The organism is Falsiroseomonas sp. E2-1-a20, assembly GCF_051433195.1.
Taxonomy (GTDB): Bacteria; Pseudomonadota; Alphaproteobacteria; order Acetobacterales; family Acetobacteraceae; genus Falsiroseomonas.
The window spans coordinates 435,138-447,398 of sequence record NZ_JBHMFT010000001.1 but is presented as its reverse complement, the minus strand read 5'-3'; the positions used below and the strand labels follow the sequence as shown (position 1 = coordinate 447,398).

General features: G+C 71.3%; 11 protein-coding genes. 1 reads left to right on the top strand and 10 read right to left on the bottom strand.

Going from position 1 to position 12,261, the window contains the following annotated elements:
* The first annotated feature begins 93 nt into the window (after nt 1-93).
* Entirely contained in the window at nt 94-408 is a 315-nt protein-coding gene (locus ACFHPP_RS02175) for a hypothetical protein (RefSeq protein ID WP_437161616.1), read from the top strand.
* Between the two features lie 72 nt (nt 409-480).
* On the opposite strand, the gene serA is transcribed toward ACFHPP_RS02175, so the two are convergent.
* The 10 genes from serA to folP all read right to left on the bottom strand — a co-directional run bounded on the left by serA (nt 481) and on the right by folP (nt 12,144).
* Nucleotides 481-2,070: a phosphoglycerate dehydrogenase gene (gene serA, locus ACFHPP_RS02170; protein ID WP_437161615.1), complete on the bottom strand. Its 1,590-nt coding sequence runs from the start codon at nt 2,068-2,070 to the stop codon at nt 481-483.
* Nucleotides 2,070-3,269 (bottom strand): phosphoserine transaminase, encoded by a 1,200-nt coding sequence (locus tag ACFHPP_RS02165; RefSeq protein ID WP_437161614.1) that lies wholly within the window; start codon nt 3,267-3,269, stop codon nt 2,070-2,072. Before ACFHPP_RS02165 ends, serA begins: the two co-directional genes overlap by 1 nt.
* A 108-nt stretch (nt 3,270-3,377) precedes the next feature.
* Nucleotides 3,378-4,499 carry a hypothetical protein gene (locus tag ACFHPP_RS02160; RefSeq protein ID WP_437161613.1) on the bottom strand — a complete coding sequence of 374 codons (1,122 nt, stop codon included), beginning with the start codon at nt 4,497-4,499 and terminating at the stop codon, nt 3,378-3,380.
* The gene (locus ACFHPP_RS02155) at nt 4,496-5,359 is read right to left on the bottom strand and encodes a PhzF family phenazine biosynthesis protein (RefSeq protein ID WP_437161612.1); all 864 of its coding nucleotides are present in this window, start codon (nt 5,357-5,359) and stop codon (nt 4,496-4,498) included. The genes ACFHPP_RS02160 and ACFHPP_RS02155 overlap by 4 nt, the downstream gene beginning before the upstream one ends.
* Nucleotides 5,338-6,180 (bottom strand): bifunctional hydroxymethylpyrimidine kinase/phosphomethylpyrimidine kinase, encoded by an 843-nt coding sequence (gene thiD, locus ACFHPP_RS02150; RefSeq protein WP_437161611.1) that lies wholly within the window; start codon nt 6,178-6,180, stop codon nt 5,338-5,340. Before thiD ends, ACFHPP_RS02155 begins: the two co-directional genes overlap by 22 nt.
* On the bottom strand, nt 6,177-7,568 hold the full coding sequence (gene glmM, locus ACFHPP_RS02145; RefSeq protein ID WP_437161610.1) for a phosphoglucosamine mutase: 1,392 nt from the start codon (nt 7,566-7,568) through the stop codon (nt 6,177-6,179). Before glmM ends, thiD begins: the two co-directional genes overlap by 4 nt.
* Nucleotides 7,569-7,721: 153 nt before the next feature.
* Complete coding sequence (locus ACFHPP_RS02140; protein WP_437161609.1) at nt 7,722-8,525, bottom strand: ATP-binding cassette domain-containing protein; 804 nt, start codon at nt 8,523-8,525, stop codon at nt 7,722-7,724.
* On the bottom strand, nt 8,522-9,763 hold the full coding sequence (locus ACFHPP_RS02135) for a sugar ABC transporter permease (RefSeq protein ID WP_437161608.1): 1,242 nt from the start codon (nt 9,761-9,763) through the stop codon (nt 8,522-8,524). Before ACFHPP_RS02135 ends, ACFHPP_RS02140 begins: the two co-directional genes overlap by 4 nt.
* 153 nt (nt 9,764-9,916) lie before the next feature.
* Entirely contained in the window at nt 9,917-10,978 is a 1,062-nt protein-coding gene (gene xylF, locus ACFHPP_RS02130; protein WP_437161607.1) for a D-xylose ABC transporter substrate-binding protein, read from the bottom strand.
* A 107-nt stretch (nt 10,979-11,085) separates the two neighbouring features.
* The gene (gene folP, locus ACFHPP_RS02125) at nt 11,086-12,144 is read right to left on the bottom strand and encodes a dihydropteroate synthase (RefSeq protein WP_437161606.1); all 1,059 of its coding nucleotides are present in this window, start codon (nt 12,142-12,144) and stop codon (nt 11,086-11,088) included.
* Nucleotides 12,145-12,261: the final 117 nt, after the last annotated feature.

Sequence of the window (12,261 nt, the reverse complement as noted above, 5' to 3'; positions counted from 1 at the left end):
CGCGTTGCGAAATAAACTTCCGCAACCAGCCCGGCAGCGCGGCGCTTTGCCCGGCAGGACGACGCAGCCCGCGTCAGACGGAGAGGAACGCAGATGCCGCAATTCGCAGCGACCATCAAGCACATCAAGGAAGGCGTGAAGGGCTTCACCATCAGCGCCGCGGTGAAGAACATCGAGGGCTGGGAGGAGACGCTCGGCAAGCTGGAGGTCACCGGCGCCAAGACCATGGTGCGCGACCTGGAGCGCCTGAAGAAGCTGATCCAGGCCGAGGAGATCGACGGCGAGGCGGTGAAGACGGTGGTCGCCAAGCTGGGCAAGGAGACGGTGACGATGGCCGGTCGCAGCGAAGGCGCCAAGGCCGAGAAGATCAAGGAGCTCGGCGAGGCGCTGAATTCCGCGGCGGCCTGACAGGGCCCCCCTCACCCCGACGTCGCACTGCGACGGCGCTCTTCCCCCAAAGTGGGGGGAGAGGGCTTTCGGTCAGAAGGCCAGCGGAACGGCGCGGACCACCAGCGGCAGCGCGCGGACCGTGGCGAGAACGGCATCCGGCACGGCGGCATCCAGCCCGACCAGGCAGATGGCATCGCCGCCCGGCTTGTCGCGGCCCAGGTGGAAGGTGGCGATGTTGATGCCGGCTTCCGACAGCGTGGTGCCGAAGCGGCCGATGAAGCCGGGCTTGTCCTGGTTCGTGACGTACAGCATGTGCGGCGCGAAATCGGCCTCCACCGCGATGCCCTTGATCTCGACCAGGCGCGGGCGGCCGGTGCCGACCAGCGTGCCGGCGACGCTGCGGTCCAGCCCCTCCGTCACCACCGTCACGCGGACCAGCGTGGCGTAGTCGCCGCGCCGTTCCGTCACCGTCTCCGCCACCTCGATGCCGCGCTCCCGCGCCACGACCGGCGCGTTCACCATGTTCACCGCGCCCATCATCGGCGTCAGCACGCCGGCCAGCGCCGCCGCGGTCAGCGGGCGCTGGTTCAGCTCCGCCGCCTGGCCTTCATACTCCACGCGGATCGCCTTGATGGCGGCGCCCTGTTCCACCGTGAGCTGCCCGGCCAGCGCGCCGAGTTGCCGCGCCAGATCCATGTAGGGTCGCAGCCGCGGCGCTTCCTCCGCGGTGACGGAGGGCATGTTGATGGCGTTGGACACGGCGCCGGACAGCAGAAAGTCGCTCATCTGCTCGGCGACCTGCAGTGCCACGTTCTCCTGCGCCTCGGCCGTGGCCGCACCCAGATGCGGGGTGCAGACCACGTTCTCCAGTGCGAACAGCGGGCTGTCCGTGGCGGGTTCCGTCTCGAACACGTCGAGCGCGGCGCCGGCCAGGTGGCCCTGCACCAGCGCCTCATGCAGCGCCGCCTCGTCCACCAGCCCGCCACGGGCGCAGTTGATCAGCCGCGCGCCCTTCTTCATGGCGAAGATGCGATCCCGCGACAGGATGTTCCGGGTCTGCTCCGTCATCGGGGCATGGATGCTGATGAAGTCGGCGCGCGCCACCAGCGCGTCGAGGTCGACCTTCTCCACGCCGATCTCCAGCGCCCGCTTCTCCGACAGGAAGGGGTCGAAGGCGATGACCTTCATGTGCAGGCCGATGGCGCGGTTGGCGACGATGCTGCCGATGTTGCCGGCGCCGACCAGGCCGAGCGTCTTGCTGGACAGCTCGACACCCATGAAGCGGTTCTTTTCCCACTTGCCCGCCTTGGTCGAGGCCGAGGCCTCCGGGATCTGCCTGGCCAGCGCGAACATCATGGCAATCGCATGCTCTGCGGTGGTGATGGCGTTGCCGAAGGGCGTGTTCATCACCACGACGCCGCGCGCGGTGGCGGAGGAGACATCGACATTGTCGACGCCGATGCCGGCGCGGCCCACGACGCGCAGGCGCGGCGCGGCATCCAGCACCTCCCGCGTCACCTTGGTGGCGCTGCGGATGGCGAGGCCGTCATAGCCGCCAATGATTTCCCGCAACTCGGCAGGCTTCATGCCGGGCTTGAAGTCGACCTCGATCCCACGCGCCCGAAAAATCGCGATGGAGGCGGGCGAGAGCTTGTCGCTGATCAGGACCTTGGGTGGCATCAGGCAGCGACCTTCGGCTGCGCGGCTTCCACTTCGCCGAACGCCCAGTCCAGCCAGGGCAGCAGCGCCTGGATGTCGCTGGTCTCGACGGTGGCGCCGCCCCAGATGCGCAGGCCCGGCGGCGCGTCGCGGTAGTTCGCGACATCGAGCGCCACGCCCTCCTTCTCCAGCATCGAAGACAGCTTCTTCGCCGCCGCCGCCTGCCCTTCGGCGTCCAGTGCCTGGAACCAGGGTGCTGTAATCTTCAGGCAGATCGAGGTGCAGGACCGCGTCGCCGCATCCTCGGCCAGGAAATCCACCCATGGCGTCTTCGCGACCCAACCGGCGATCGCGGCGAGGTTGGCTTCCGACCGTGCGACCAGCCCCTTCAGGCCGCCGACGCCCTCCGCCCAGCGCAGCCCGTCCAGCGCATCCTCGACGCAGAGCATGGAGGGCGTGTTGATGGTCTCGCCCTTGAAGATGCCCTCGGCCAGCTTGCCGCCCTTGGCGAGGCGAAACACCTTCGGCATCGGCCAGGACGGCGTGTGGGATTCGAGGCGGGCGACGGCGCGCGGCGACAGCGCCAGCATGCCATGCGCGGCCTCTCCGCCCAGCACCTTCTGCCAGGACCAGGTCACCACATCCAGCTTGTCCCAGGGCAGGTCCATGGCGAAGGCGGCGCTGGTGGCGTCGCAGATGGCGAGGCCCGCGCGCTCCGCCGGAATCCAGTCGGCGTCCGGAACGCGCACGCCGCTGGTGGTGCCGTTCCAGACGAAGACGACGTCGCGCGACCAGTCCAGGGCCTTGAGGTCGGGCAACCGGCCGTAGGGCGCCTTGAGCACCCGCGCATCGGCCAGCTTCAGCTCCTTCACCACATCGGCCGCCCAATCGGCGGAGAAGGATTCCCAGGCCGGGATCTCGACGCCACGCGCGCCCAGCAGCGACCACATCGCCATCTCGACCGCGCCGGTGTCGGAGCCCGGGACGATGCCGAGGCGCCAGTCGGCGGGCATGCCGAGGATGGCCTTGGACCGGGTGATGACCTCGTTCAGCCGCGCCTTGGGGTTGGCGGCGCGATGGCTGCGGCCGAGTTCTGCGCCCTCCAGCGCCGCCAGCGTCCAGCCGGGACGCTTGGCGCAGGGACCAGAGGAAAATCTTGGGTTTGCCGGCCCTTCGGCCGGACGGGGATTGTGCGGACGCAGGTCCGGCTTGGCGGTCATGTGCGGCTCCCTTCCAGAAGCAGATGCGCCCCGGTGGGGGGGCGTGGCCCGCCGGAAGGGTTAGACCTGCCTCACGGAACCTGCAAGCCGCCCGGTGAAGCCACCCGGTCAGGGCGCCTCGGGCCGCAGGAAGACGCCCGTCCCCGCGGCACGCAAGGTGCGCCAGGCGACCCAGATCGTCAGTGCCGCGTTCAGCGCCAGCGCCAGCCAGCCGAGCAGCGGGTGGAAGCCGAAGTCCAGCACCATCACCGTGAAGGCCGCGCTCGGGAAGGTGACGCCCCACCAGGACAGGCTGAAGGGCGTCGCCGCGATCTCCCGCGCCAGGGACAGCAGCGTCGCCGCCACCAGCAGCGCCACCCCGACCAGGGCGAGTGCGAAGCCGCTGGCCTGGCCGGTCAATTCCAGCAGCGCGATCGCGCCGACGGCCGGCGGCGCCAGGAAGATGGCGAGGCTCGGCCGCATCGGCCCCGGCAATGGCGGCCCGGCCACCAGTCGGTGCAGCAGCAGCGGCAGCAGCACCAGCCACATCACCAGGCCGACGCCGAACATCATCCAGGAGGCTTCGACGAAGCCCATCCGCACGCCGAGCGCCGGGGCCAGGATGCTGCCGACGAAGGGGATCAGCAGCGGCGGCGCCAGCATTGCCGCCTCGCCACGGCCCGCCAGCAGGCGGCGCAGCAGCAGCATCGCGAAGACCAGGTGCAGCGGCACGGCGATGCACCACAGCACGGCACCCAGCTCGGGCCAGTAGGGGAAGGCGGCGGAGGCCAGGATCATCAGGCCGATGGTCGGCGCGGCGGCGAAGGCGACGCGCACCGGGTGCCGCGTCTCGGCCAGCACCGCCTGTGGATGGCGCAGGCCGCGCAGCACCTGCGCGCCGACCAGCACCACCCAGGCGAGCGCCGTCAGCAGCAGCAGCGCCTCGCCCACGAAGCCCGGCGCGCCGAGCGTCGGCACGGCCGCGCGCCAGGCGAGGCCGGCCCCGCCGAGGCCCATGGGCAGCACCAGAAGTGGCATCGGCAGGTGGGCGAGGCCGGGCGGGGCGGCGGGCACGGGAACCGCGGCGATCGGCGCGGGCGCCGGCAGGGTCGGCGTCGGCATGGCGACAGCGGGGCGGGCGCCGGGGTCGAGCGGCGCGGCCTCTGCCGGGATGGCCACAGCCTGCTTCGGCGGCTTCGCGCCCGCCTTGGAGCCGGCCTTGGCGCCGCGCGGTTTGCGCGTGCCGCTCACAGCAGCGCTTCCCCGCGCAGCACCGGCACGCAGCCGCCGCCGACGGTGGCGCGGATACCATCGGAACCGCGGCGGGCAGTGGTGCGCAGCAGGCTGGGGCGGCCCATCTCGACGCCCTGGGTGATGTCCCAGGCGCCCTCGGCATCCCCCGACAGATGCAGCAGCAGGGCAGCGAGCGGCGTCGCCGCGCTGCCGGTCGCCGCGTCCTCCAGCGTCCCACCGAGCGGCGCGAACATGCGGGTGCGCACGCCGGCGCCGTCGCGGGCGTAGAGGTACAGGGCAAGCCGCCCCTCCAGCGCCGGCGCGGCGGCCAGCGCGGCGCGGAAGGCGGCGAAGTCGGGCGCGGCGCGGCCGAGCGCGGCGGGCTCGACCTCCGCCAGCACGAAGGGGTTGCCGACCGAGGCCAGCACCGGCGCGTGGCGGTCCGTCACCACCTCCCACGGCTCCAGCCCGGCACACAGCGCGATGGTGGCGGCGGGGAATTCGGCGCCGAGGGTCAGGGGCTGCGGCGCGGCGATGGTGGTGACGCCATCCTGCAGCCGGACCTCGACCAGCCCGGCGATCTCCTCGAAACGCAGCACGCCACCGACTGCGCGATCCGCCAGCACGAAGCCGGTGCCGACATTCGGGTGGCCGGCGAAGGGCATCTCCCGCGTGCGGGTGAAGATGCGGACCTGCGCGGTGTTGGCCGGGTCCGAGGGTGGCAGGACGAAGGTGGTCTCGGAGAGGTTGAACTCGGCCGCCAGCGCCTGCATCTCGGCGGTCGTCATGCCGCGCGCATCGGGGAAGACGGCCAGCGGATTGCCGCCGAAGCGGCGATCGGTGAACACGTCCACCGTCACGAAGTCGTAGCGTCGCACCCGTCCAACTCCCGCAGTCGCGCGGGGTCAAATGTCACGCCATGGCCGAGTGGTCCATGCCCGCTCCCGAGGCCCGGCGCGGCCAGCATGGCGGCCCGGACATAGGCGCGGCCGCGCCGCACCGCCTCCCGCAGCGCCAGCCCCTGCGCCAGGCCGCAGGCGATGGCGGAGGCCAGGGTGCAGCCTGTGCCGTGCGTGCTGCGGCTGGCGATGCGCTGGCTCTCGAAGACCTCCGTGCCCTCCGGCGTCGCCAGGATATCCGTCAGGACGATGCCATCCAGATGCCCGCCCTTCAGCAGCACGGCGCGCACGCCGCGGCGCAGCAGGGCTTCCGCCGCGCGGTGCATCGTGGCGATGTCCGTCACCGGGAACCCGACCAGCGCCTCGGCCTCCGGCAGGTTCGGGGTGATGAGCGCGGCCATGGGCAGCAGGCGTTCGGACAGCGTCGCGACGGCCTCCTCCGCCAGCAGCCGGTGGCCGCCCTTGGCGACCATCACCGGGTCCGCGACCAGGGGAATGCCGGCGCCATGTTCCGCCAGCGCGTCGCAGACGGCCGTGATGGTGGCGACATCGGCCAGCATGCCGGTCTTGATCGCATCGGCGCCGATATCGGCCAGCACCATGCGGATCTGCAGCCGGATGAAGTCCGCCGGCACGCCGATCACCGCCTGGACCCCCTGCGTGTCCTGCGCCGTCAGCGCCGTGACGGCCGTGGCGGCATAGCCGCCGAGCGCTGTGATCGTCTTGATATCCGCCTGGATGCCGGCGCCGCCCCCGGAATCGGAGCCGGCGCAGACCAGGACCCGGCCCTGCGGCCTCATTCGGCGGCGGTCGCCTTCTTCACCGCGCCCGCCGCGGCGCGCGCCCGGATCAGCGCGGAGAGGTCCGCGACCGTCGCCCGCATCTCCGCCTCGTCCTCGGCTTCCGCCATGACGCGGATCAGCGGCTCCGTGCCCGAGGCGCGGACCAGCACGCGGCCACGGGTGCCGAGCCGGGTGCCGGCGGCGTCGATGGCGCAGGTCACCTCGGCATCCGCGAGCGGCGAGCTGCCGGTGAAGCGGATATTCTCCAGCAGCTGCGGCAGCGGCGCGAAGCGGCGGCAGACCTCGCTGGCCGGGCGGCGTTCCTCGACCAGCAGCGCCAGCACCTGCAACGCCGCCACCAGCCCATCGCCCGTGGTGGCGAAATCCGAGAGGATGACGTGGCCGGACTGCTCGCCGCCGAGGTTGCAGCCGGCCTCGCGCATCTTCTCGCCGACATAGCGGTCGCCGACCTTGGTGCGGTGCAGCGCCAGGCCGAGGCCGGACAGATGCCGCTCCAGCCCGAGGTTCGACATCACCGTGGCCACCACGCCGCCGCCGGTCAGCCGCCCCTCGCGGTTCCAGGCCCCGGCGATGGCGGCCAGGATCTGGTCGCCGTCGATGATCCGGCCGCGCTCGTCGCACAGCACCACCCGGTCCGCATCGCCATCGAGGGCGATGCCAAGATCGGCGCGGCGTTCCCGCACCAGCTCCGCCAGGCGACCCGGCGCCGTCGCGCCGCAATCATGGTTGATGTTGAATCCATCGGGGGAAACGCCGGTGGAGACCACCTCCGCCCCCAGCTCCCACAGCACGGTCGGTGCCACCTTGTAGGCGGCGCCATGCGCGCAATCGATGCCGATGCGGAGGCCTTCCAGGCTGCGGCCCTTCGGGAAGGCGGCCTTCGCGGCCTCGATGTAGCGGCCGGGCGCGTCATCCAGCCGGCTGGCGCGGCCGAGCTTCTTCGGCGCGGCTAGGGAGGCCGCGAAGTTCGGCGCTTCCATCAGCGCCTCGATCTCGGCCTCCTGCGCATCGGACAGCTTCAGGCCATCCGGGCCGAACAGCTTGATGCCGTTGTCCTCGAACGGGTTGTGGCTGGCCGAGATCATCACGCCGAGGTCGCAGCGCAGGCTGCGGGTCAGCATCGCGATGGCCGGGGTCGGCAGCGGGCCGACCAGCATCACATCCATCCCGGCGCCGACGAAGCCCGCCGTCATCGCCGGTTCCAGCATGTAGCCGGAGATGCGGGTGTCCTTGCCGATGACGACACGATGCCGATGGCTGCCGCGGTTGAAGAACTTGCCGGCGGCCTGGCCGAGGCGCAGCGCCGTGCCGGCATCCATCGGTGGCTTGTTGGCCGTGCCCCGGATGCCGTCGGTGCCGAAGAGTTTGCGGGAAGAGGTGCTCATGGCGGGCAAATCCGATGCCGGTTGGCGTGATCTACCGCAGCGCAACGATCGGGTCCACGGTCGCGCCGCTCAACCCTGCGTCAGCGACGCCCGTTGCACGAACAAGGTTTTGCGAAAGCGCCCTCGATCCTGGGTGGAGCGTGGCCGGACGCCTCAGGCCGTGTCGGCGTCCGTCCCGGGGACCTGATCCGCCATGGCGCCGGGGCCGCGCACCGCGGCGGCCGGGCATTTGCCCAGGATGATCATGCCCAGCACCTCGTCCTTCGTCACCGCGCCGGTTTCCGCCGTGCCGACCAGGCGGCCGTTCTTCATGACGCTGACGCGGTCCGCCAGGTCGAAGACGTCGTGGATGTCGTGGCTGATGAGGAAAATCCCGATCCCCTGGGCCTTCAACTGCTTCACCAACTCGCCCACCTGCGCCGTCTCCGCCGGGCCGAGCGCCGCGGTGGGTTCATCCATGATCAGGATGCGGGCGTTGAAGTGGATGGCCCGCGCGATGGCGACGGATTGCCGCTGGCCGCCGGACAGCGCCCGCACCGGTTCCTTGAAGCGCCGGAAATGCGGGTTGAGGCGCGCCATCACCTTGCGCGTCTCGGCCTCCATCGCCGCATCGTCCAGCATGCCCCAGCGCGTCGTGATCTCCCGCCCCAGGAAGATGTTGGCCGCGGCATCGACGTTGTCGGCCAGGGCGAGGGTCTGGTAGATGGTCTCGATGCCGTAGGTCTTGGCGTCGCGCGGCGTGTGGATCTCGGCCGGCTTGCCATCCACCAGGATCTCTCCGGCATCGGCCCGATAGGCCCCCGACAGGATTTTGATCAACGTCGACTTGCCGGCGCCGTTGTGGCCGAGCAGCGCCACGACCTCTCCCGGCATCAGGTCGATGGAGACGCCATCGACCGCCTTGATGCCGCCGAAGGCGATGGAGATGTCGCGCATCTCGACGAGGGGTTGGTTCACTTCAGCCGCCTCCGCCAGGCACCGTCGAGCCAGACGGCGAAGACCAGGACCAGGCCGACCACGATGTTCTGCAACGGCGTATCGACGCCGAGCAGGACCATGCCGGATTGCAGCGACTGCATCACCAGCGCGCCCAGCATCGCGCCGGCGATGGAACCGAGGCCCCCGGCCAGGGACGTGCCACCGATGACGGCGGCGGCAATGACATACAGCTCATCCAGCGTGCCCGCGGCATTGGTCGCGGCGTTCAGCCGGGCGGTGGCGATGCAGGCGGACAGGCCCGCGAGCGCGCCCATCAGGCCGAACACCATCGCCAGCGTGCGCTTGGTATTCACGCCGGACAGTTCCGCCGCTTCCGGATTGCCACCGATGGCGAAGACATAGCGGCCGAAGCGGGTGCGGGTCGCCAGCACCGTCATGGCGATACCCACGGCCAGCGCCACGATCACCGGCAGCGCCAGGCCATGCGGGATGAACAGCCCGCCCTCCGGCCAGGGGATGCCCTGCGCCTCCGCCATGCGGCGCGCCACGCCGACCGGGATGGGATAGGCGTTGGCGACCGCGACGGCGCCGATGACGGCCAGGCAGAACAGGCCCATCAGCGTGCCCTCCGCCCAGGCGGCACGGACCGGGAAGCCGAAGGCGAGGCGCCGGCGGCGCAGCATCACCATGCCCAGGATGATGGCGGTGCAGGCCAGCGCCGCCAGGACCCAGGAGGCCGTGGCGCCGATCGCGCCATCGATGCCGCCGCCGAGCATCCGGAAGCGGCCATCCATCGGCGCCACCGTCTGGCCCTGCGTCACCCACCAGGCGCCGCCGCGCCAGACCAGCAGCCCGCCCAGCGTGACGATGAAGGAGGGGATGCCGAGATAGGCGATCAGCCCGCCCTGCAGCAGCCCGATGAGGCCGCCGAGGCCGATGCCGACGGCGACCGCGATGAAGGCCGTCGCCGGATGTTCCAGCCCGAGCAACTCCGGCAGCAGCCGCGCCTGCACCACGCCCACCACCATGCCGACGAAGCCGAGGATGGCGCCGACCGAGAGGTCGATGTTCCGTGTCACGATCACCAGCACCATGCCGCAGGCCATGATGCCGATGGAGGCGGTCTGCACCGACAGGTTCCACAGGTTCCGCGGTGTCAGGAAGGCGCCGCCCGACAGCACGTCGAACCCCACCCAGATGACGGCCAGCGCCGCCAGCATGCCGACCAGCCTGGGGTCGACCTCGAGATGCCGCATCCCCTAGCAGCCGACCGGGAAAGCCCTCTCCACCCGCAGGGGGGAGAGGGTGGGGTGAGGGGGGCCGCGCCAGATGACGAGCGTGTTCAAGGTCCTGCGATTCCCCCTCACCCCACCCTCTCCCCCCTTGGGGGAGAGGGCTCTTCACGACGTTCAGGTGCAGGCCGGAACGCGCCCCGCGGCGACGCCCTGGCACACCGCATCCTTCGGCGCCCAGCCCGCCTCGATGATGGTGCCGAGGTTGTCGCGCGTGATCGGCACCGGCGTCAGGAACCGCGCGGTCATGGCGCGCTTCTGCGGGCCCTCGTTCCACTGGGTCGCGCCCGGCACATCCGCCAGACGCGCGCCGCCGGCCAGGCGCAGCGCGATCTCGGCCGCGTTCTTCCCCAGGTCCCGCGAATCCTTCCAGATCGTCACGGTCTGCGTGCCGAGCGCGATGCGGTTCAGCGCGGCACGGTCGGCGTCCTGGCCGGAGACCGGCACGCTGCCCGCCAGCCCCTGCGCCGCCAGCGCCGCGATCGCGCCGCCCGCCGTGCCGTCATTGGCGCAGACCACGGCATCGATGCGGTTGTTGTTGCGGGTCAGCATCTGCTCCATGTTCCGCTGCGCGTTGGCGGGCAGCCAGCCGTCGGTATAGGCCTCGCCGACGTTGCGGATGCGGCCGGCATCGATGTGCGGCTTGAGGATTTCCATCGAGCCGCGGAACAGGAAATCCGCGTTGGGGTCGGAAGAACTGCCCTTGATGAAGGCGTAGTTGCCCTCGGCCTTCTGGGCCAGCACGCTGCGCGCCATCATGCGGCCGACCTCGACATTGTCGAAGGTCAGGTAGAACACCTCCGGCATCTCGATCAGGCGGTCATAGGCCAGCACCGGCACGCCCTCGTCGATCGCCTTCTGCACCGCGGGGCGGATGGCGGCGGCGTCCTGCGCCAGGATGATCAGCGCCTTGGCGCCGCGCGCCAGCAGGCTTTCCACATCCGTCAACTGCTTGGCCGGGGAGGATTGCGCATCGGCCGAGAGATACGTGCCGCCGCCGGCCCGCAGCGCCGCCTGGATCGCCGCCTCATCCGTCTTCCAGCGTTCCTCCTGGAAGTTGGACCAGGAGACGCCGACGACGGGGCCGCGGCCTGGTGCAGTCCCCTGGGCGCGGGCGGACAGCGCGGGCGCGGCCAGGACCGAGCCGAGAAGCAGCCGGCGCGACAGCATGTTGTGCATGTTTCTCTCCCCTGACGGGCGGCACGAACGGCCGCGGTTGCACGAAGCCTCCGCCGCCGCGCGCGCCAAGGTCAAGCGTCAGATGGGTTCCACACGCCAGGATGACCTCAGGATTCGTCGGATGCCTCGAAGCCCGAGGCCAGCGCGTTCCAGATCGCGAGAGCCTGCACGGTCTCCGCAACATCATGCACGCGGATGATCGCCGCCCCCTGCCCCGCCGCCGCCAGCGCGGCCGCGACGGAAGGCAGGACTCGCGCCGATGCCTGCTCGATTCCCGCCAGCGTGCCAAGGAAGCGCTTGCGGCTGGCGCCGAAGACGATGGGGCAGCCGATGCCGGCCAGCAGCGGCAGCCGGTCCATCAGCGCCAGGTTGTGCGGCAGGCGCTTGCCGAAGCCGATGCCGGGGTCCACCGCCAGGCGATCCCGCTTCAGGCCCATGCGCTCCGCCGCCTGCACCCGGTCGGCCAGGAACTGCGCCACCTCCAGCGCCACATCGGCGTAGCGCGGGTCCTGCTGCATGGTGCGGGGGTCCTCGCCCAGCATGTGCATCAGGATGACGCTGGCCTCCGACCGCGCCAGCACGCGGGCGGCGGCGGGGTCGTGGCGCAGCGCGGTGATGTCGTTGACGATCTCGGCCCCGGCTTCCAGCGCCGCCAGCATGGTCGCGGCATTGCGGGTATCGACGCTGATGGTCGCCGCCTTGGCGAGTTCGCGGATCACCGGCAGCACGCGCCGGCATTCCTCCTCCGGCGCCACCGGCGTGGCGCCGGGGCGGGTGCTCTCGCCGCCGATGTCGAGCAGGTCGGCCCCGGCCTCCAGCATCGCATGGCCGGCGGCGATGCTGTCCGCAATGCCGCGGCCGCCATCGGAGAAGCTGTCGGGGGTGACGTTGACCACGCCCATCACCAATGGCCGACCAGATTCGCAGGGCATCTCCAGCCCGGCGAAGCGTGGCAGCGCGCGGGTCAGGGCCAGCACCTGGGACTGCCAGGCCTCCGGCACCTCGGTCAGCGGAATGGGGCTGATCGGCGCGTCGCGACCGATCAGCCGGACCAGGGAGAAGGCGAGCGGCCCGCCGGCCAGCGGCAGGGCGAGATCGGCGGCGAGCGCCGCGGCAGCGGCCTGGCCCCCCATCAGGCCGAGCGGTTCGACCCAGGTTTCGGTCACGACTCGGCGGCCCCCGGCTGCGATGGCCCGCGACGATGCCCTGCCCACGCCCGAGGGCAAAGCCGCAAAAACAGGAACGGCCCGCGCCTTGCAGCGCGGGCCGACCCATTTTCCAGG

Bases quoted from the DNA above. Each gene is read 5' to 3' on its own strand.
- ACFHPP_RS02175 (WP_437161616.1), top strand. From the start codon at position 94: ATGCCGCAATTCGCAGCGACCATCAAGCACATCAAGGAAGGCGTGAAG.
- serA (WP_437161615.1), bottom strand. From the start codon at position 2,070: ATGCCACCCAAGGTCCTGATCAGCGACAAGCTCTCGCCCGCCTCCATC.
- ACFHPP_RS02165 (WP_437161614.1), bottom strand. From the start codon at position 3,269: ATGACCGCCAAGCCGGACCTGCGTCCGCACAATCCCCGTCCGGCCGAA.
- thiD (WP_437161611.1), bottom strand. From the start codon at position 6,180: ATGAGGCCGCAGGGCCGGGTCCTGGTCTGCGCCGGCTCCGATTCCGGG.
- glmM (WP_437161610.1), bottom strand. From the start codon at position 7,568: ATGAGCACCTCTTCCCGCAAACTCTTCGGCACCGACGGCATCCGGGGC.
- ACFHPP_RS02135 (WP_437161608.1), bottom strand. From the start codon at position 9,763: ATGCGGCATCTCGAGGTCGACCCCAGGCTGGTCGGCATGCTGGCGGCG.
- xylF (WP_437161607.1), bottom strand. From the start codon at position 10,978: ATGCACAACATGCTGTCGCGCCGGCTGCTTCTCGGCTCGGTCCTGGCC.